Annotated in this window: 20 protein-coding genes and 2 rRNA genes; 3 read left to right on the top strand and 19 right to left on the bottom strand. The window is 61.4% G+C overall.

The window, feature by feature from the left end; genetic code table 11:
* Both VMF11_12535 and VMF11_12530 read right to left on the bottom strand, forming a co-directional pair.
* Nucleotides 1-722, bottom strand: a 23S ribosomal RNA gene (locus VMF11_12535); the annotation flags it as partial.
* Between the two features lie 185 nt (nucleotides 723-907).
* A 16S ribosomal RNA gene (locus tag VMF11_12530) occupies nucleotides 908-2,411 on the bottom strand.
* Between the two features lie 504 nt (nucleotides 2,412-2,915).
* Here VMF11_12530 and VMF11_12525 point away from each other — a divergent pair.
* Complete coding sequence (locus VMF11_12525) at nucleotides 2,916-3,383, top strand: hypothetical protein (GenBank protein ID HTU71130.1); 468 nt, start codon at nucleotides 2,916-2,918, stop codon at nucleotides 3,381-3,383.
* Between the two features lie 38 nt (nucleotides 3,384-3,421).
* Here the strand turns inward: VMF11_12525 and VMF11_12520 are convergent, their stop codons facing one another.
* Both VMF11_12520 and pruA read right to left on the bottom strand, forming a co-directional pair.
* Complete coding sequence (locus VMF11_12520) at nucleotides 3,422-4,594, bottom strand: class I SAM-dependent rRNA methyltransferase (GenBank protein ID HTU71129.1); 1,173 nt, start codon at nucleotides 4,592-4,594, stop codon at nucleotides 3,422-3,424.
* Nucleotides 4,595-4,598: 4 nt separating this feature from the next.
* Nucleotides 4,599-6,170: an L-glutamate gamma-semialdehyde dehydrogenase gene (pruA, locus tag VMF11_12515; protein ID HTU71128.1), complete on the bottom strand. Its 1,572-nt coding sequence runs from the start codon at nucleotides 6,168-6,170 to the stop codon at nucleotides 4,599-4,601.
* Between the two features lie 91 nt (nucleotides 6,171-6,261).
* On the opposite strand from pruA, the gene lhgO reads away from it, so the two are divergent.
* Together lhgO and VMF11_12505 are read left to right on the top strand one after the other, a co-directional pair.
* Entirely contained in the window at nucleotides 6,262-7,485 is a 1,224-nt protein-coding gene (gene lhgO / locus VMF11_12510; GenBank protein HTU71127.1) for an L-2-hydroxyglutarate oxidase, read from the top strand.
* A 27-nt stretch (nucleotides 7,486-7,512) separates the two neighbouring features.
* Nucleotides 7,513-7,974: a GNAT family N-acetyltransferase gene (locus VMF11_12505; protein HTU71126.1), complete on the top strand. Its 462-nt coding sequence runs from the start codon at nucleotides 7,513-7,515 to the stop codon at nucleotides 7,972-7,974.
* On the opposite strand, the gene trpA is transcribed toward VMF11_12505, so the two are convergent.
* The 15 genes from trpA to infA all read right to left on the bottom strand — a co-directional run bounded on the left by trpA (nucleotide 7,955) and on the right by infA (nucleotide 19,604).
* Nucleotides 7,955-8,755, bottom strand: coding sequence for a tryptophan synthase subunit alpha (gene trpA, locus VMF11_12500; GenBank protein HTU71125.1), 801 nt, complete (start codon nucleotides 8,753-8,755; stop codon nucleotides 7,955-7,957). The genes VMF11_12505 and trpA overlap by 20 nt on opposite strands.
* On the bottom strand, nucleotides 8,748-9,926 hold the full coding sequence (trpB, locus tag VMF11_12495; protein ID HTU71124.1) for a tryptophan synthase subunit beta: 1,179 nt from the start codon (nucleotides 9,924-9,926) through the stop codon (nucleotides 8,748-8,750). Before trpB ends, trpA begins: the two co-directional genes overlap by 8 nt.
* Entirely contained in the window at nucleotides 9,916-10,545 is a 630-nt protein-coding gene (locus tag VMF11_12490) for a phosphoribosylanthranilate isomerase (GenBank protein ID HTU71123.1), read from the bottom strand. The genes trpB and VMF11_12490 overlap by 11 nt, the downstream gene beginning before the upstream one ends.
* Nucleotides 10,529-11,326: an indole-3-glycerol phosphate synthase TrpC gene (trpC, locus tag VMF11_12485; GenBank protein ID HTU71122.1), complete on the bottom strand. Its 798-nt coding sequence runs from the start codon at nucleotides 11,324-11,326 to the stop codon at nucleotides 10,529-10,531. The genes VMF11_12490 and trpC overlap by 17 nt, the downstream gene beginning before the upstream one ends.
* Nucleotides 11,319-12,329 (bottom strand): anthranilate phosphoribosyltransferase, encoded by a 1,011-nt coding sequence (gene trpD, locus VMF11_12480; GenBank protein ID HTU71121.1) that lies wholly within the window; start codon nucleotides 12,327-12,329, stop codon nucleotides 11,319-11,321. Before trpD ends, trpC begins: the two co-directional genes overlap by 8 nt.
* A 97-nt stretch (nucleotides 12,330-12,426) precedes the next feature.
* Complete coding sequence (rplQ, locus tag VMF11_12475) at nucleotides 12,427-12,780, bottom strand: 50S ribosomal protein L17 (protein ID HTU71120.1); 354 nt, start codon at nucleotides 12,778-12,780, stop codon at nucleotides 12,427-12,429.
* A gap of 22 nt (nucleotides 12,781-12,802) precedes the next feature.
* Complete coding sequence (locus VMF11_12470; protein ID HTU71119.1) at nucleotides 12,803-13,729, bottom strand: DNA-directed RNA polymerase subunit alpha; 927 nt, start codon at nucleotides 13,727-13,729, stop codon at nucleotides 12,803-12,805.
* A 162-nt stretch (nucleotides 13,730-13,891) separates the two neighbouring features.
* The gene (gene rpsD / locus VMF11_12465; protein ID HTU71118.1) at nucleotides 13,892-14,548 is read right to left on the bottom strand and encodes a 30S ribosomal protein S4; all 657 of its coding nucleotides are present in this window, start codon (nucleotides 14,546-14,548) and stop codon (nucleotides 13,892-13,894) included.
* 15 nt (nucleotides 14,549-14,563) lie between these two features.
* Nucleotides 14,564-14,959, bottom strand: a complete 396-nt coding sequence (gene rpsK, locus VMF11_12460) for a 30S ribosomal protein S11 (protein ID HTU71117.1) — start codon at nucleotides 14,957-14,959, stop codon at nucleotides 14,564-14,566.
* A 383-nt stretch (nucleotides 14,960-15,342) separates the two neighbouring features.
* Nucleotides 15,343-16,542, bottom strand: a complete 1,200-nt coding sequence (locus tag VMF11_12455) for a copper amine oxidase N-terminal domain-containing protein (GenBank protein HTU71116.1) — start codon at nucleotides 16,540-16,542, stop codon at nucleotides 15,343-15,345.
* A 220-nt stretch (nucleotides 16,543-16,762) separates the two neighbouring features.
* The gene (locus tag VMF11_12450; GenBank protein HTU71115.1) at nucleotides 16,763-17,956 is read right to left on the bottom strand and encodes an MFS transporter; all 1,194 of its coding nucleotides are present in this window, start codon (nucleotides 17,954-17,956) and stop codon (nucleotides 16,763-16,765) included.
* Complete coding sequence (locus VMF11_12445; GenBank protein HTU71114.1) at nucleotides 17,949-18,683, bottom strand: nucleotidyltransferase family protein; 735 nt, start codon at nucleotides 18,681-18,683, stop codon at nucleotides 17,949-17,951. Before VMF11_12445 ends, VMF11_12450 begins: the two co-directional genes overlap by 8 nt.
* Before the next feature lie 33 nt (nucleotides 18,684-18,716).
* Nucleotides 18,717-19,103 carry a 30S ribosomal protein S13 gene (gene rpsM, locus VMF11_12440; GenBank protein ID HTU71113.1) on the bottom strand — a complete coding sequence of 129 codons (387 nt, stop codon included), beginning with the start codon at nucleotides 19,101-19,103 and terminating at the stop codon, nucleotides 18,717-18,719.
* A 14-nt stretch (nucleotides 19,104-19,117) separates the two neighbouring features.
* Nucleotides 19,118-19,234 carry a 50S ribosomal protein L36 gene (rpmJ, locus tag VMF11_12435; protein ID HTU71112.1) on the bottom strand — a complete coding sequence of 39 codons (117 nt, stop codon included), beginning with the start codon at nucleotides 19,232-19,234 and terminating at the stop codon, nucleotides 19,118-19,120.
* A gap of 169 nt (nucleotides 19,235-19,403) precedes the next feature.
* Nucleotides 19,404-19,604: a translation initiation factor IF-1 gene (gene infA / locus VMF11_12430; GenBank protein HTU71111.1), complete on the bottom strand. Its 201-nt coding sequence runs from the start codon at nucleotides 19,602-19,604 to the stop codon at nucleotides 19,404-19,406.
* Nucleotides 19,605-19,630 lie beyond the last annotated feature (26 nt).

Raw genomic sequence — 19,630 nt, 5'->3', positions numbered from 1 at the left:
TGACTGACTATAACACCAACTTTAGTTGGTTGACGCCCTATTAAGACTTGGTTTCCCTTCGGCTCCTTACCTTTAGTAATTAACCTTGCCAGCCAGCGTAACTCGCCGGACCGTTCTACAAAAAGTACGCGGTCACACAAGAAATGTGCTCCCACAGCTTGTAAGTGCAGGGTTTCAGGTTCTATTTCACTCCCCTCCCGGGGTTCTTTTCACCTTTCCCTCACGGTACTATGCGCTATCGGTCACTAGGTAGTATTTAGGCTTGGAGGATGGTCCCTCCTGCTTCCCACAGGGTTTCACGTGTCCCGTGGTACTCTGGATCATGCTAGTAGCTTTCTCGTTTCAACTACAGGGCTATTACCTTCTATGGCGGAGCTTTCCAACTCTCTTCATTTACGATAGTGCATCCATGTTGCATGTCCGCAACCCCAATGAAGAAAACTTCATTGGTTTGGCCTTATCCGCGTTCGCTCGCCGCTACTTACGGAATCGAATTTCTTTCTTTTCCTCCAGGTACTTAGATGTTTCAGTTCCCCGGGTTCCCCTCATTAAGCTATGTATTCACTTAACAATACTTAGACATTACTCTAAGTGAGTTTCCTCATTCGGAAATCTTCGGATCAAAGTTTACGTGCAACTCCCCGAAGCTTATCGCAGCTTATCGCGTCCTTCATCGGCTCCTAGTGCCAAGGCATCCGCCCTGCACCCTTAATAACTTGACCAGTTATTAAAAGTTGTAATTTTAAAGACTTTTCTTGTCGATGATATTTTTAGAAGTTATCTTCTTCATATATAAAATGATGTCATATCACTAAATGTTATACAGTTTTCAAAGTACTAAAGTACAATTAAGTACTAATTTTGAGGAATGAACCCTCAAAATTAAACAGTAGGTAATTCTCCTTAGAAAGGAGGTGATCCAGCCGCACCTTCCGATACGGCTACCTTGTTACGACTTCACCCCAGTCATTGGTTTCACCTTCGACGGCCGCTTCCTAAAAGGTTAGCTAACCGGCTTCGGGCGCCCCCAACTTCCGTGGTGTGACGGGCGGTGTGTACAAGACCCGGGAACGCATTCACCGCAGCATTCTGATCTGCGATTACTAGTAACTCCAGCTTCATGTAGGCGAGTTTCAGCCTACAATCCGAACTGAGAATGGCTTTAAGGGATTAGCTCCACCTCGCGGCTTGGCAACCCTCTGTACCACCCATTGTAGCACGTGTGTAGCCCTAAGCATAAGGGGCATGATGATTTGACGTCATCCCCACCTTCCTCCAGGTTATCCCTGGCAGTCCCTCTAGAGTGCCCAACTTAATGCTGGCAACTAAAGGCAAGGGTTGCGCTCGTTGCGGGACTTAACCCAACATCTCACGACACGAGCTGACGACAACCATGCACCACCTGTCACCACTGTCCCCGAAGGGAAATCTCCGATTAGGGAGAGGTCAGTGGGATGTCAAGCTTAGGTAAGGTTCTTCGCGTTGCTTCGAATTAAACCACATGCTCCGCTACTTGTGCGGGTCCCCGTCAATTCCTTTGAGTTTCACTCTTGCGAGCGTACTTCCCAGGCGGAGTACTTAATGCGTTAGCTGCGGCACCGAGGGGGGTAACCCCCGACACCTAGTACTCATCGTTTACGGCGTGGACTACCAGGGTATCTAATCCTGTTTGCTCCCCACGCTTTCGTGCCTCAGTGTCAGTTACAGTCCAGAGAGCCGCCTTCGCAACTGGTATTCCTCCTAATATCTACGCATTTCACCGCTACACTAGGAATTCTACTCTCCTCTCCTGCACTCAAGTCTCTTAGTTTCAAAAGCTTACTACGGTTGAGCCGTAGCCTTTCACTTCTGACTTAAGAAACCACCTACGCACCCTTTACGCCCAGTAATTCCGGATAACGCTAGCCCCCTACGTATTACCGCGGCTGCTGGCACGTAGTTAGCCGGGGCTTCCTCCTCAAGTACCGTCATTATCTTCCTTGAGGACAGAGCTTTACGACCCGAAGGCCTTCATCGCTCACGCGGCGTTGCTGCATCAGGCTTTCGCCCATTGTGCAATATTCCCCACTGCTGCCTCCCGTAGGAGTTTGGACCGTGTCTCAGTTCCAATGTGGCCGATCACCCTCTCAGGTCGGCTACTGATCGTCGCCTTGGTAAGCCATTACCTTACCAACTAGCTAATCAGACGCGGGTCCATCCTGTACCGCCGGAGCTTTGATACTTCTACCATGCGATAAAAGTATGTTATCCCGTATTAGCATACCTTTCGGTATGTTATCCGTGTGTACAGGGCAGGTTACCCACGCGTTACTCACCCGTCCGCCGCTCTTCTCCGAAGAGAATCGCTCGACTTGCATGTGTTAGGCACGCCGCCAGCGTTAGTCCTGAGCCAGGATCAAACTCTCCATAAAAATTTTTATGGAGCCTGATCGGCTCTCAAATTTCGCTGTGCTTTTTCAGATGCGATTGCGAGTCGCATCGCTTCCGGAACATAGCTCGGGCATGTCATCCTGAGCTACGTCGAAGGAAGCAGCTAGAATTGTACGTTCTCGCGATGCTCAAAAGACTTGACCTAGGACGATTCGCCTTACGGCGAACCTTCACTAGACCTTGTCTTAGAGGTCGGAGACCCACAGACTTATTTGCTGCTGCACTGTTCAGTTTTCAAGGAGCGAACTTGCGCGCGCTCTCACCCAAAACGCGCATCATCTGATCGCGCTTTGGAGTAAGGGCACTTCAAGCCAACCCGGCTATAGTATCGAAGCGCATGACACGTGTCAAGGCGATTCCGATTCTTTCCGGCGGCGCGACAAAGGTCGGCAACCCGCCGGGCCCGGACTCTCAGGGTACCACAAACGATCCCCGGATACTAGGTCGATCGGCGCTCCGGTGGGCGCTCCGGGCCCCAGGGATTCATGCTTGGTTTGCTTAATAATACAAGCATCGTCGCGCCGAAGGGCGGAAAACAAACCGCTTGGCTGGTTCGTTTCCCACCCATGAGACATCGACTTCTTCCCTTGTTCGGTCTCGCTGCCGGACTGATTCCCGCGGCCGCGGGGGCGGCGCCCATCTCGATCTCACCGCCGAGCGTGAATCTACGGGTCGGCGAAAGCGTGGTGATCCGGGCGAGCGCCGACAACGAAAGGTTCCCGGTGCATCTGACCATCGTGTCCTCGACCTGCTTCACCGGCGCGGGTTCGGCTCGGGACATTCTCAAGCCGATCTCGGTGAAGGTTACAGATTCACCGGGGGAATGGGAAGAGATCAGGCTCGAAGTGAGAGCGCAACATCCCGGCAGGTGCGAGATCAAATTTGAAAGCAGCTCAAAAAGCGGCTCAAACGTCAAGGCCGTCGATGTCAATGTAAAGGCGCAACAGCCGTAAAGGCGATCGCCGGCGCGCTCCAACCGCGCGTTCTCACCCTACGCCCGCAGAAAGAGCGCCTTCAGATACTCCGTTTCCGGCATTGCCGGATGTACCGGATGATCCGGCGCGTGGCCGTGGCGTTCCAAGATCTGCATGCGGCGCCCGACCGTGCGCGCCGCATCGAAGGCGGCTCGCTGCAAGCGCTCCGGTGCAAGATGATACGAGCACGACGACGTTACGAGAAATCCGTCCTCACGCAGCAGTCGCAGGGCTGCTTCGTTCAGCCGTTGGTAGAGCCGCTCACCGGGCGCCGCCTCCTTGCGCCGTTTGATCAACGCCGGCGGATCGAGAATCACCACGTCGTAGCGGCGGCGCTCGCCGTGCAAGCCCTGCATCACGTCGAGTGCATCGCCGGCTAGACCGTCGATTTCGCCACCGATTGCGCGCGCGTTCTCATCCGCATAGTGCAGCGCGGTTTCCGATTGATCGATGCAGGTCACGCTCCGCGCCCCAGCCTTCAACGCCGAGACGGCCCAGGCGCCGACGTAGGAAAAGACGTCGAGCACCGCGTCGCCCGAACGCACGTACCGTCGCAGCCGCGCGCGGTTGTCGCGCTGATCGTAGAAATAGCCGGTCTTTTGTCCGGCGCGCAGCGGCGCGCTGATCCGCATGTCACCCTCGATCACCTCGATGCGATCGGGAACCTCGCCCAGACTTTGGTCGAGCGCTTCGATGCCTTCCAGCGCTCGCGTCGATCCGGTGTTGCGCAAGAGCAGTCCCTTGGGAGCGATCGCCCCAGTGAGCGCGGTGACGAACGGCTCGCGCAGTGCGAGCGCGCCCGCCGTATTGAACTGCGCGACGCAAACCTCGCCATAGCGATCGACGATGAATCCCGGCAAGCCGTCGGACTCGCCGTAGATCAAGCGGTAAAACGGCGCGCCGCACAACCGTTCGCGAAGGGCAAGCGCGCGTGTCACGCGCGCCTGGAACCAGGCGACGTCGATCGTGGCTCGGGCATCGCGCGTGAGGATCCGGGCGCAGATCAACGCGTTCGGATTCACATACGCAATGCCGACGGGGTTGCGCCCCGCATCGACCACTCGCACGAGCTCACCCGGCGTGAAAGCCGCGAGCGGCGTGTGCTCGTTGGCGACTTCGTTCGAGAAGATCCAATTATGACCAAGGCGGACACGTTTGTCCGCCTTGGCTTGGAGTCGCAGTTCCTTCACGTACCTAGGAAAGCTTACGTGACATCGATTTGGCCTGCATGAACAGCAACAGATAGTCCGGACCGCCGGCTTTACTATCGGTGCCCGACATGTTGAATCCGCCGAAGGGATGCACGCCGACGAACGCGCCGGTACTCTTTCGATTGAAGTACAGGTTGCCGACGAAAAACTCTTCCCTGGCGCGTTCGATCTTCGCGTCGTCGGTGGTGTAGAGCGATCCGGTCAAGCCGAACTCGGTGTTGTTGGCGATTTCCAGCGCGTGATCGAAGTCTCGGGCTTTGATGACGGCGAGGACCGGCCCGAAGATCTCCTCCTGCGCGATCCGCGCCTGCGGGTCGACGTCGGCGATCACGGTTGGCTCGAGGAAGTAGCCCTCGCTGCCGACACGCTTGCCGCCGGCGACGAGCCGGCCTTCTTTCTTGCCGACCTCGATGTATTCGGATATCGACTCGAGGGCGGCTTCGTTCACGACCGGACCCATGTAGACGGATTGCTGCTCGGGATCACCGACGGTGATCTTGGCGACGCGTTCTTTGAGCTTGCTCACGAATTCATCGTAAATCTTGGCGTCGACGATCGCGCGCGAACACGCCGAGCACTTTTGCCCTTGGAAGCCGAAGGCCGAAACGGCGACGCCCTCGACCGCGGCCTCGAGATTGGCGTCGGCGGCGACCACGATCGAATCTTTTCCGCCCATCTCGGCGACGACGCGTTTGATCCACTTCTGTCCCGGCTGCGGTCTGGCGGCGAGCTCGTTGATGTGCAAGCCCACTTCCTTCGATCCGGTAAACGAGATGAAACGAATCTGCGGATGGCCGACGATCAAGTCGCCGATCACGCTGCCCGAGCCGGGGATGAAGTTTACGACGCCTTTGGGCAAACCGATCTCGTGCAACAAGTCGACGAACCATGCGGCGATGATCGCCGAATCGCTCGACGGTTTGAGAACGACCGTGTTGCCGGCAACGATCGCGGCCGAGGTCATGCCCATCATGATCGCCCCGGCGAAGTTCCAGGGCGGGATCACCGCGCCGACGCCGAGCGGAATGTAGACCATCTCGTTGCGTTCGCCTTCGATCGGCACGACCGGCTGCGGCTCCGCGAAGCGCAGCGCTTCGCGGGCGTAGTATTCGAGAAAATCGATTGCCTCGGCGATGTCGCCGTCGGCCTCGGGCCAGCTCTTTCCGACCTCATAGACCAGCAGCGCGTCGTATTCGTAGCGCCGCTCGCGCAATTTCGCGGCCGCCTCGAAGAGGAAGGCGGCGCGTTCGCGCGCGCTCGTGCGTTTCCAAGAATCGAACGCGCGCGCTGCGGCCGCGATGGCGGCGTTCGCTTGCTCCTTTGATGCCGAGCTGGTCAGGCCGACGACCTGGCTCGGGCGAGCGGGGTTGAGCGAGCGGATCGTCTTCTCGGTCTCGATCTTCTCGCCGTCGATGACGAGGGGGTAATGCCGTCCGAAGCGTTCCTTGACCGCGGCGAGGGCGGCCCGCATGGCGGCCGCGTCGGCCGGATCGGCAAACGACTTGACGACTTCATTCTTAAAGGGTGGCGTGGTGCGCTCGAGTGTGGTGGTCATGCTGCGAGATTTCCCCGCCCCGGGCCGGGCTGCCTTGGTCTGACAATTCCGCTAGCGGGCTGCTCGGCGGGGGTGCGAGAATCTTCGCCATATGACCTACGACATCGCGATCGTCGGCGGCGGCATCGTTGGCCTAGCCACAGCGCGGGAATTGCTTATGCGCCACCCGCACCTCAAGCTCGTCTTGCTCGAAAAAGAAGAGCTGCTCGCCACGCATCAGACCGGGCACAACAGCGGCGTGATTCATTCGGGCATCTACTATAAGCCCGGTTCGCTCAAAGCGAAACTCTGTGTCGAAGGCCGGCGCGCGCTCTGGGCCTATTGTGATGCCAAAGGCATCCCATACCGCAGCGTCGGCAAGCTCATCGTCGCGACCGAAGAACGCGAACTTCCGCTGTTGCAAGGGCTCTTCGATCGCGGTGTGGCCAACGGCATCGAGAGCCTCGAGATCGTCGATGCGGCCGGCATTCGCGAACGTGAGCCGCATTGCCGCGGCATCAAGGCAATCTTCTTGCCGGTTACCGGAATCGTCGATTACGGCGAAGTCGCGCGCTCCTACGGCGACGACGTCCGCGCGATGGGCGGCGAGATCGTTACCGGTCGCGAGGTGCGCGGGATCGAGCGCAGAGGCGGCGCCGTAGCGCTGGCAACGACGCACGGCGACTACCAGGCGCGCTACGTGATCACCTGCGGCGGCCTGCAGTCCGATCGCCTCGCCAGGATGACCGGCGGCAAGAGCGACCCCAAGATCGTTCCGTTTCGCGGCGACTACCTGATCCTCAAGCCCGAGAAGCGCTATCTGGTCAAGGGCAACATCTATCCGGTTCCCGACCCGAACTTTCCGTTTTTGGGCGTGCACTTCACACCGCGGATGAACGGCGACATCTGGCTTGGACCCAATGCCGTGCTCGCCTTCGCTCGCGAAGGGTATTCGTTCACCACGATCAACCCGGGCGATTTGCTCGAAACGCTGACGTATCCGGGATTCATCAAGCTCGCGAGTAAGTATTTCTCGACCGGCATGGGCGAGATGTACCGGGACGTGCTGCGCAGTGCCTACGTCAAAGCGCTGCAGCGGTACATTCCCGAGTTACAGGTGTCGGATACGCTCTCCGGCCCGTCCGGGGTGCGCGCGCAGGCGATGATGGCTGATGGAACGCAGGTCGACGACTTCGTCTTTGAAGGCGACGAGGGGACGATGCACGTGCGCAACGCGCCCTCGCCCGCGGCGACCTCGTCGCTCGCGATCGGAAAGTACATCAGCGACGACGCCGACGAACGCTTCCAACTGGGAACTGCTGCCGCAGCGGTGTAAGGCATGCCCGATTTCGCGATTCGGCCCATGGAGCACGGCGATATCCCCGCCGTGCTCTTGCTTTTCGATGCGGTTGCGGCCGAACGGCTCTGGATCGGCACCGAGCCGGGGTACGACCGCGAGAAGTACCAAGACATGTTCGGTTTCTCGCTCGGCAACGGCAACGGCATGTTCGTCGCGCACACCGGCGGGCAGATCGTCGGCGTGATCACCGAATACCGGCATGATCCTTACGGTCACACGATCGGCATGTTGGTCGACGAGCGCTATCGCGGCATGGGAATCGGCCGCGCCCTGCTCGATCGGCTCGTGACCTGGGCACGGGAGCGTGGAATCCCACACATTGCGCTGCTGGTTTTTCCGCATAACGAGCGCGCACTCGCGCTCTATCGTTCGTTCGGATTCGTCGAGATCGACGCTCAGGCGGCGCGCATCTCGCGCGCGAGCGGCGAAGCGTGGGACGCGATCCTCATGCGCAAAGTCCTTTAGCGGCGGCGATGAGGGGCTCGACGAAGGCCCGCACGTGGTCCGCAGCCTCTTCTCCTCGTGTTCCGGCGTAGGCATCGATCAGCGCGCTGCCGACGATAAAACCGTCGGCGAGACGTGCGACGGCGCGGACGTGCTCGGCTGAACTCACGCCGAAACCCACGGCGAGCGGCGTATCGGTGAACGTGCGCAACATCTCGATCTGAGAGCGCAGCGCATCGATCGCGGGCTGCGTGCCGGCGCCGGTGACGCCTAGGCGCGATACGACATACATGAAACCGGTGCTTTGCTCCGCGATGCGCTTGGCGCGCTCGGGCTTGGTCGACGGGGCGACGAGCAGCGGCATGTCCAATCCGTTTTCAGCCAGCGAAGCCCTGAGCTCACCGCCCTCTTCCAGCGCGATGTCGGGCACGATCGCGCCGCACGCGCCGGCATCCGCGGTGCGTTGCGCGAAACGTGAGATGCCGTAGTGATAGACCGGATTGAAATAGGTAAAGAGGATTGCCGGCGCCCCTCCGCGATCGTGATGTTCGCGAACCAGCTCCAGGACCGAGTCAATCGTCGTTCCCGCAGCCAACGCGCGCTGCCCGGCGGCGGCGACCGTCGGACCGTCCGCCAGCGGATCGCCGTACGGTATCCCCAGCTCGATCGCGTCGGCGCCGCTCTGCGTGAGCGCGGCCAGGACGGCGAGCGTCGTAGCGGCATCCGGATCGCCCGCCATCACGTAGGGAACGAACGCCGCCCGCCCGGCGTCGCGCGCGCGTTTGAAGAGCGCTTCAAGCACGCTGCATGCCTCGAACCTGCGCGATGTCTTTGTCGCCGCGTCCCGACAGATTGACGAGAATCAGGTCGTCGGAGCTGCGCTCCGCGGCCAATTCTTTCGCGAACGCGAGTGCGTGCGCGCTTTCGAGCGCCGGAATGATGCCCTCCGCACGTGAGAATACATGGAACGCCTCCAGCGCCTGGTCGTCGCTCACCGGAACGTAGCTTGCGCGCCCGCTCTCTTTGAGAAATGCGTGTTCCGGTCCGACGCCGGGGTAATCCAAGCCGGCGCTGATCGAATGCGTATCGAGCACTTGTCCTTGCGCGCTCTGCAGGAGATACGAACGCGAACCGTGCAGCACGCCGATGCTTCCGGCTGCCAGCGAGGCCGCGGTTCTTCCGCTCGCGATTCCTTCGCCCGCAGCTTCGACGCCCCAAAGCCGTACCTGCGGGTCGTCGAGAAAGCCGGCGAAAATTCCCATCGCGTTGCTTCCGCCGCCGACACACGCGATCACGTCGCTGGGTAGACGCCCATAGCGCTCGAGGCATTGCGCCCGCGCTTCGATGCCGATCACTTTTTGGAATTCGCGAACCATGTAGGGATATGGATGCGCGCCGACGACACTGCCGATCACATAGAACGTATCTTCAACCTGCGCCGCCCACACGCGAAAGGCTTCGTTGGTTGCGTCCTTGAGCGTCCGCGTGCCGCCGGTCACCGGGTGCACCCGCGCACCAAGCAGGTTCATGATGTAGACGTTGAGCGCTTGGCGCTCGACGTCGACCGCACCCATATAGACGTCGACGGGGAACCCAAACTTTGCGCCCACGGTCGCGGTGGCGACGCCGTGCTGGCCGGCACCGGTCTCGGCGATCAGCCGACGCTTTCTCATCCTGCGCGCGAGGAGCGCTTGTCCGACGGTGTTGTTGATTTTGTGCGCGCCGGTGTGATTGAGATCCTCGCGTTTGATCGACAACGGCACGCGCCGATCCGCGAGATAGCGTTCCGCCGTGTAGAGCGGCGACGGACGGCCGACGAAGTCGCGTAGCGTTTCCTCGTATTCGCGCCAGAACTGCGGATCGGCGAAGGCGCGGTTCATTTCGCGCTCGAGCGACTCCAGCGCGTCGATCAGGACTTCCGGAACGAAGCGGCCGCCGAACGCGCCGAAGTAGCCGCGCGCGTCAGGCTTCATCGGCCTCGCGTACCGCCGCAACGAATCGCTCCATCTTGAGCGCGTCCTTCCGGCCCCCGCTTTCGATACCGCTGCGCACGTCGACCCACGCGGGTCGCACCGTACGAATACAGTCGCCGACGTTTTCGGGCGTGAGCCCTCCGGCGACCACGATGTCGCGCGAACGCGCAATCGACGCGGCGACGGGCCAGGGAAACGTGCGTCCGGTGCCCCCGTACATCCCGTCGACCTTGGTATCGAAGAGCGGCATCGCCGGCGCGTAGCGGTCGCAGAGGGTCCTGAGCTCTTGCACGCCGTCGTGCTCGCCGACGTGAATCCCCTTCACCACCGGCTCGCCGACCGCACGCACAAATTCCGGCGATTCGTTTCCGGAAAGCTGGACCACCAGATGCGGAAACAGCCAACGAGCGCGCTCGACGTCCTCTATCGAGGGATCCACGAACACGCCGACTGCAACGATGCTCGTGCCGATGCGCTGCGCGATCTCGGCGGCAGCGTTGGAATCGATGCCGCGCGGGGAGGGCGCGAAGATCATGCCGACCGCATCGGCCCCGGTGTCGATCGCCAGCGTCACGTCGGCCCAGGTGCTGCAGCCGCAGAATTTAATGCGCGTGGACATGTTTGAGGGAAGCGATCAGGGCGGCGGGATCATCCGCGCGCATCAGTGCCTCACCGATCAGAAAACCGCGCGCCCCGGCCCGCCGCAGACGCTCGATGTCTTCGTGGCCGCGCATCCCGCTTTCACTGATCGCGAAGACGTATGGCGGAACGCGCGGAAGTAGGTGCTCGCTGACCGCGAGATCCGTCGTCATCGTGCGCAGACTGCGGTTGTTGACACCGACGAATTCGACCCCGAGCGCGAGCGCGCGTTCGAGCTCGCGCGTGTCGTGAACCTCGACGAGCGCGTCCAGTTGATAGACGCGCGCCTCGTCCAGCGCCGCGCGGATCTGTTCGTCGCTCAGCCCCGAAACGATGAGCAGGATCGCATCGGCGCCGTAGGCGGCCGACTGCGCGACTTGATAGGGTACGGTGAGAAAGTCTTTGCGCAGAATCGGCAGCGAGCTGGCTGCGCGTACCGCGGTCAAAAAACCGAGATCGCCCAGGAAGTGATCGCTCTCGGTGAGCACGCTGATCGCGTCGGCTCCGGCGCGCTGATAGGTCATAGCGATCGCGACCGGATCGAAATCGCGTGCGATCAAACCGGCCGATGGTGAAGCGCGCTTGATCTCGGTGATGATGGCGTCACCGCTGCGGGCACGAAGCAGGGCGAGAAGATGGCGGCGCGACGCTACGGTCGCCAGCGCACGCTCGCGAATCTGCTCGTACGGTTCGCGCGCCATTTCGCGTTCGAGGTGCGCAGCCTTCGCCGCGTAGATTTTCTTGAGTACGTCCTCAGCCATCGGTGGCCAGCTCCTTTGCGCGCTCGTAGGTCCGTAACGCCGCACCCGAGGCGAGAATCGAGCGCGCATGCTCGAGTGCGGGTTTCATCGGTTCCTCGCCGACGACGTGCAGGACCAGCGCCGCGTTGAGGGCGACGACCTCCGCACGGGGCGATCGTTCCCCGCCCAAAATCGAAAGAAATGCATGGCGCGCGTCTTCAACCGATGCGCCGACGATTGCGCTTAGCGGCGCCGCGATTCCAAAGTCTGCCGGATCGAGCCTCCAGCGCCGGCCCCCTTCTTCGCCGAACGAATACACCGCGGTCGGTACATCGCCCGCGACCTCGTCTATTCCGTTCTCGCCGTGCACGATGGCACCCCGCCGAACCCCCAATCCCCGGAGCACGGCCGCCAGCGGCTCCAGAAGATCGGCGCGCGCGACGCCCACGACCTGGATGCTCGCCGAGGCGGGGTTGGTGAGCGGGCCTAAGATGTTGAAGAGCGTGCGTATGCCGAGCTCGCGCCGGATCGGCGCTGCGTTCTTCATTGCCGGGTGGTAGCGCGGCGCGAACATGAACGTAAATTTCGCTTCGCGCAGCATGCGGGCAGCCCGGTCGGGGGCCAGGTCGATCGGTAAGCCGGTCGCCTCGAGCACATCCGCGCTTCCGCACGCGCTCGACGCGGCGCGGTTGCCGTGTTTCGCAACGGGAATTCCGGCCGCAGCCGTGACAAGCGCGGCCATCGTCGAGATGTTGATCGTATTCGCGCCGTCGCCGCCGGTGCCGACGACGTCGACCACGTCCGGTAGTCCGTGCTCGACGTGCAGGCTGCGCTCGCGCATCGCCCGCGCCGCTCCGATGATTTCGTCGATATCTTCGCCGCGGCAAGCGAGTGCAACGAGCAAACCCGCACCCTGAGCCGGCGTGAGCTCAGCGTCGAAGATTGCGCCGATCATCTCGGCGCTCTCCGTTTGAGAGAGACGAGCGCCGGCTATGAGCCGGCGAAGCAGCGGCGCGAAGTCCATGATTAACCCCGAGTTCGGGGGCCCCGGCGGCGGAGCCGCCGGGGGGTGCGTAGCGCTGCAGCGCGGAGCACCATTTAAACTCGTGAGTTAGTCAGATTTATCTGACTAACTCTAGTAGCGACAGCTCGGCGGCGTCGCCGTGGCGCACGCGCGTCTTGGTGATGCGCGTGTAGCCGCCGGTCCGGCCCTTGAGCGAAGGCGCGATCTGTTCGACCAGTTTCTTGACCACTGCCGGCTCGGTGAGGAACTCGGCGATCTTCCTTCGCGCGGCGAGATCCCCGGCCATCGCCGTCGTGATCAGCTGCTCGACGACGCGGCTGATCTCTTTGGCTTTCGTCGAGGTCGTCTCGATCTTCTCGTGTTTGAAGAACGAGGTCGCCATGTTGCGCAGAAGCGCCTTGCGGTGACCGTCGGTCCGCGAGAGCCGTTTGTATGCGATTTGATGCGGCATGTTTGGTTCGAATCTCGTTGCGCTACGATTGGCGCAGCGAAAGCCCCCTCTCTGCCAGAACCTGCTTGATTTCATCGAGCGACTTCTTGCCGAAGTTGCGCATCTTCATGATCTCGTCTTCGGTAAGGTCGAGCAGCTCGGAGACTTTCGAGATCCCCGCGCGCTTGAGACAGTTGAACGAGCGCACCGAGAGGTTGAGGGTTTCGACCGGGATGTCCCATTCGTTCGGCGGGGCTTCCGGCAGCGGCTCTTCGCGGCTGGTGAAGCCGACGAAGAGGTCGAGCTGCTCTTGCATGATCGCTGCCGCAGTAGCCAGTGCGTCGTCCGGTGTGATCGAGCCGTTGGTTTCGATTTCCAGCGTAAGACGGTCGTAATCGACGCTCTGGCCGACGCGCGTGTCGTCGACCGAGAAATTGACCTTGCGAATCGGCGAGAAGATCGAATCGAGCGGGATGAGGCCGATCATGTGCTCGATGTTCCGTTGCCGGTCGGCCATCACGTAACCGCGGCCTTTCTCCACGCCGATCTCCATCGAGAGCTTCGCGTCTTTCGCGGTGAGCGTAGCGATGTGATAGCTCGGGTCGAGGATCTCGACGTCGGCATCCGGCGCGATGTCCGCCGCGGTGACTTCCTTGGCCCCGGAAATGGAGAGATTGAGGACGCGGGGATCATCGCTGTTGAGTTTGACCGGCAATCCTTTGAGGTTGAGCATCAGCGCGATCGTATCCTCGACCATCCCGGGGATCGTCGAGAACTCGTGCAGCACGCCGTCGATCTTCATATAGGTGACGGCCGCGCCGGGGATCGAGCTGAGCAGGATGCGGCGCAGCGCGTTACCGAGCGTGATTCCAAATCCTCGCTCCAGCGGCTCGATCACGAATTTGGCATAGTTCTCGCGCCGCTCACGAACTTCAATGGTTGAGCCGGCGGGTGTTTCCAACGTGGTCATGATGTGGTTTCGTTTGTCCTTTGTTGCCGCTTACGTTATCCGCCATCGTCCCCGACGATCACGATCCTACGCCTAGCAGCGGCTTGTAGTGATGAACCCGCACGAAGCGGGTGAGGGTTCGGAGCGCAGGATGCGCGCCCGGCCAACGGCCGGCCGAACCGTCTAGCGAGAATAGTATTCGACGATGAGTTGCTCGTCGACGGGAGTATCGATTTGCTCACGCGCCGGCAGCTGCGTCACCCGGCCGGTGTTCTCGCCATCGTTCCACTCCAGCCACTCCGGCGGACGGCGCGAACGCGCGACCTCCAGATTCGCCTCGAACACGGGCGACTTGAGGCTGCGCTCTCCGATCGAGATCACGTCACCGGGTTTGACGATATACGACGGCACGTTGACGATTTTGCCGTTCACGCGGAAATGGCGATGCGTTACCAGCTGACGGGCCTGAGCGCGGCTGTTCGCCAGGTTTAGACGGTACACCACGTTGTCGAGGCGGCGCTCGAGCAATTGCATGAACGTACGACCGGTCTGACCCGGAATGCGCGCGGCCTCACGGAAATAATTCTCAAACTGCGTTTCGTGCACGCCGTAATAGCGGCGCATTTTCTGCTTCTCGCGCAGCTGGCGGCCGTATTCGGAAATCTTCGTGCGTTGCTTGCCGGCGGTCTTCTGACCGGGCGCCGTTCCTCGGCGTTCGACCGCGCACTTCTTGGAGAGGCAGCGATCGCCTTTGAGGAAGAGTTTGATCTTCTCGCCGGTCTTGCTCGAGGCGGTTTCACGCCGGCACAAACGGCATACTGGTCCAATGTAACGCGACATATCTTCTCTCTTCGATTACACGCGGCGGCGCTTGGGCGGGCGGCAGCCGTTATGAGGAATAGGCGTAACGTCTTTGATCATCGTGATCTCGAGGCCGGCGGCTTGAAGCGAACGAATGGCCGCTTCGCGTCCGGCGCCGGGACCCTTGACGAACACTTCCGTGCTCTTCATGCCGTGTTCCATCGCCTTGCGCGCGGCCGATTCGGCAGCCATCTGCGCAGCAAACGGCGTCGACTTCTTCGATCCTTTGAAGCCGAGGTTGCCTGCCGAGGCCCAAGAGACCACGTTGCCATGCGGATCGCTGATTGTGACGATCGTATTGTTGAACGACGCGTGCACGTGAGTCACGCCCGACTGGACGTTTTTGACCTCACGCTTCCGCCGCGTCTTCGTTTGCTTTTTGGCAGCCAAAAAAGACTCCGATGTTTTTCCGGTTCCCCGAACGACGGGGCTGTCGTCGCCTAGACTCGTCCGCCGCGCTTCGCGCGGACGCACCTCGTGTGCTCGGACTTTGTTGCCGCATCCGTGCGGCAACGGGTCCACCCTGCGGTGATCCCATCTGGTGGAGCTGGGGACTCGGCGATTGCCCCCAGAGCCGCGCGCCACCGCCAGAGAGAGAGCAGCAGCGCCAAGCAGGTATCTTACCGTAGGTAGCCGCGGATGTCAAAGGGGCCCCCAAGAAAGAGAAGGCTCGGTCCCCAGACCGAGCCTTCTCCGTTCCATCCTAGCCGCACGGAGGCGGCTGAAGGTTCCAAGCACAGGATGTGCGACCGGCGAGAAGCCGGTGGAACCATCTAGAACTTGATGCCGATACCCGCGAAGGGTCCGTTGGCCGTGTAGTTGACCGGAGCGTTGGTCTTGTTCGTACCGCTCAGGCCCTGCCAGCCGGCTTCGATGAAGATCGGACTGTTCCCGAAGACGTAATCGAAGCCGATCTGGTACTTCAGGAAGTTGTAGCTGAGCGTGTAGACGTTCCCGGACGGATCCGTGAAGTTGCCCTTGGTATTCGGATAGTAGTAGGCACTACCGAACCACGAGAGCGCCTGATTCAGATCCGGGAGCTTCTCGGCGCCGAACCCAACCCCGTTCAAACGCGGATAGCCGTAGTTGGTTGAACGGAACAGATAGCCTACGCCGATGTAAATCCGCGGATCAGCCACCTTGATGCCCAGACGCGCATCGACGTCGGTGTCTTTGGCCGTAAAGGCCGGCACCGCAGTCGAACCGAGTCCGCCGATCGTTGTCACGTAGCAGTCGGCAGTCGGCGTAGCCACGCCGCCGGCGCACGTGTGCGGATATTGGAACTGCTCGAAGTTGCCTCCAATCATCCAGGGGATGTTGAACGCGTCGAACTCCCACGCGCCGTGAATGTCATACGAGCTGCCCGTTCCCGTGTTACCCGGGCTGAATTCGTTATAGACCTTCGGCGAGAAGATGTAGTCGCCGGCCACGAAGATTTCCTTATATGGTGTTGCCACCGGAACAGGAGTCGGCGTGGGCGCGACCGTCGGCGCGACGGTGGGTGCTGCGGTCGGCGGCGCACTCGGCGGCGGCGTCGCCGGAATATACCGAACGACGACGATTTGACGATCGGGAACCCACTGCACGTAGGCACCCATTCCTTCCGAGATGACGCGAACCGGCACGAGGATGATGCCGTGATAAATCATCGGCGGCACGTCCAGCGGACGCGATTCACCGTTGATGATCACTTCGGGTTGCCCGACCGTAACCTTCACTTCCGAACCGGGCTTGCTGACCGTTACGGTCTTGCTGGCCGGATCGTACGAAACCGTCGCCCCCATTTGCTCGAACATCGAGCGCAGAGGGATCAGCACGGTACCGCCTCTCACCAGCGCCGCAAGCACGCGTCCTTGCCGGAGCGTGTCGGGTTTCGCGTAAACGTGGTGATCGTTGAAGAGAATTGGGTATTGGCCGGACGGCGGAGATCCGAAGTTGGCCGGCGGCATCGAACCTTGGTCTTGCGCAACCACAGCTTGTCCAGTGTTTCCCTGTGATTGCGAAGCCGAGGTTGCAGCTACCGCGGTGAGCCCGCAAAGCACTGCCATGAGTGCCGCTAGGACTCCGGTGCTCAGTCGTTTCACAAGAGCCTCCTTAGCTTCTTTAACAATATCGCGTGGGGTCGCTTATCTGCCCCACGAGCCTAACAACGCATGGCCGCCACCCCGGGTTCCACGCGGACCAGGCCTAGTGCTATTTCCCTGTCCGGGTAAGCGGTAAACGCCAGATCCACCCCGTACCGATGAGTAATTCGGCACTTGCCAGGAGCATCGCGTCGCGCGGCCCGGCGCCGGAGTTCAGCGTTCCCAATCGCGAGAGGAGCAGGCTCGCCACCAGCGGCGCGAGGAGCTGGGGTCCGACCACCGCCAGGTTCCAAACCGCCATCGTCGTGGCCATGGCGTTCGGCGGGAGCAACCGGCACGCGAATGCCCAATCGGCACAGAGGAATATACCCCACCCGACGCCGGCTGCTGCGATCGCCAACGGCAGCACCGGCAAGGCTTGCGCGAGCGCCAGCACCACGAGCGAAACGCAGACGAGGCCGCCGCCGGCCGTCACCACTAGGCGTTCGTCGCTGCGATCGGCCGGTCGCGCCGCGATCATCGCACCCGCGGTTCCCAAGGCGGTGAAGAGCAAGATGCACAGCCCGCTTGCGCGGGTCGCATCGAGAACGAATCCCCGCGGTAAGACCGCGGCGACGAAGAAATATAAGTATCCGAGCACGGTGTAGAACCCGAGGTAGACCATCGCACGCGAGATGAACAAATCGACCAGCGTGCGCGTCAATGCGAACGGCGGGCGTTCCGAGAGCGGCTGCAGCGGAACGCCGCGGAGGTGCAGCAACGTGCCGAGCGCGGCGCTGAGGAGGCCGAGCGCCAAAGCAATCCCGAGAATCTCCCCGTTTCCGAGAAACGCGGCCAGCACGGCACCGGTCGCATTGCCCGCGCTGCCGAGCGCAGCCAGCCATCCCGAGGCGAATCCGAACCGTTGCGGCGGCAGCGTATCCGGAATCACCGCTTGATATGGGCCGATGATCAGGTTGAGCGAAAACTGGAGTGCGACGAACGAGGCCAGCAACGTGCCGGCGGTGGGCGCGGCGTATAACGCGAGCACGGCGCCGCTTCCGAAGATCGCGCCGAGAAGATAAAACCCGCTGCGCCGCCGACCGCGACGACGCAGATGGTCGGAGAGCGGCCCGACGACCAGCTGCGTGAGCCCGGCGGCAAACGCACCGCTTGCCGAAATCTCTGCAAACGTAGCGAGTGACGAACCCGCGGCCAGTTGTACCGTTCGGGCTTGCAGCGAGATGCCGAGTACAGCCCCCCAAATCAATTGGACGCCGAACCACAGCAGCGTGATGCGTGCGGGATGTGCCGGCTTAGGCATGATCGAGCGCGTACCGGTACTCTGTTAGGACGTCGATGTCGTAGGCGAGTTCGGGCGGTGCGTCGCGCACGGCTGCGACGGGGACGTCCAAGACGCGCTGCGCGCGCGCTTCGAGCGCCGCGACGGATAGCTGTCGAAAAGCGAAACGGACCAGCACCGACGGTCCCGCGATCGCCGCCATCTTCCACGGCGCCTTGCGTGCATCGAACAGCATGCTCGCCAATGCCCGGATCCGCGCACGTGAGCCCGCCGGCAGATGAAAAACGCCGCCATTGACGACGCGCTCACCGGCAAGCGTGATTCCGAACGGAGGTGCGCCGGGAAAGCGCCGGGAGAACGCATCGTGCGCGGTGAGCGGCATGCTCAGCGCGCAAGGATCGATACGTTCCAGGAACCACTGCAGCGCGCGCTCGTCGATGTAGGGCAGATCGCAGGTCAGATAGAGCAGAGCCGCATCGTCGGGCCAGGCGTCGAGCGCGCCGAGCACGTTCGCTCCACCCGACCCGGCATCGCGTACCATCTTCACCGGCGCGAGCGCCCCGCATTCCGCACCGACGGCGTCGTTGCCCACGACGGCGATTCGCTCGATGCCGCATCCCACCAGCGCTTCGATCGTGCGTGCGATCAAGGTGCGTCCGCGAACGGGCGCGAGCGCCTTGCGATCGGTTCCGGCAAGCAGCGCGAACTCGCCGCCGATCGGACCGCCGGCCGTAATGACGGCGTTCATGAAGAAAGGCCCGGCATTCGCCGGGCCTTCGCGCTATTTCTTGGTTAAGGCCTTCTTCTTGCCCGCGACGGTCCGTTTCGGCCCCTTGCGCGTGCGCGCATTGGTCTTGGTGCGCTGGCCGCGAACCGGGAGGCCGCGACGATGACGCAGTCCGCGGTAGCAGCCGATGTCCATCAGCCGCTTGATGTTGCCCTGTACCTCGCGCCGCAAATCACCTTCGACCCGCACTTGCAGCGTGTCGATCGCGTCACGCAGTTTCTTTTCGTCGTCTTCGGCGAGGTCTTTCACGCGCGTGTCGGGATTGATCCCCGCATGGGCGAGCAGCTTCGCCGCCGTCGTCGGGCCGACGCCGTAGATGTACTGCAGCGCAATCTCGATACGCTTCTCGCGCGGAAGATCGATACCAGCGATACGTGCCATAAGTGGTTTCCTCTTTAACCTTGCACTTGCTTGTGCTTCGGATTGACGGTGCAGATCACGCGCACTTTACCCTCGCGGCGAATGATCTTGCACTTTTCGCAAATTTTCTTGACCGAAGGTCTGACTTTCATTTTGATGGTGCTCCGCCCTTGGCTCCGCACCCCCGCGAAGTTCCTTCGCGGGGCCCCTGGGCCACGGGCGCCTTTCTCCTATAGATATCCGCTTGAGATCCCCCGAGGGGCGCCCAAACGAAGGTTGGTTTTGCTAACGACGCTGCTATCGGGACCTCGTCCAGCAGCCTTACTTATACCGGTACGTTATTCTGCCGTGCGTGAGATCGTAGGGCGAGAGCTCCACGAGAACTCTATCTCCGGGAAGAATGCGGATGAAGTTCATCCGGATTTTTCCCGACACGTGTGCCAACACACGGTGCCCGTTGGCGAGTTCCACCCGAAACATCGCATTGGGCAGAGGCTCGACGATCGTGCCCTCGACCTCGATCGCCTCTTCCTTGGGCGTGGCGGTCT

The organism is Candidatus Baltobacteraceae bacterium, from assembly GCA_035502855.1.
In the GTDB taxonomy this organism is placed as follows: Bacteria; Vulcanimicrobiota; Vulcanimicrobiia; order Vulcanimicrobiales; family Vulcanimicrobiaceae; genus Aquilonibacter.
The sequence above is the reverse complement of the archived record's forward strand: the minus strand, read 5'-3'. Positions and strand labels throughout refer to the sequence as shown.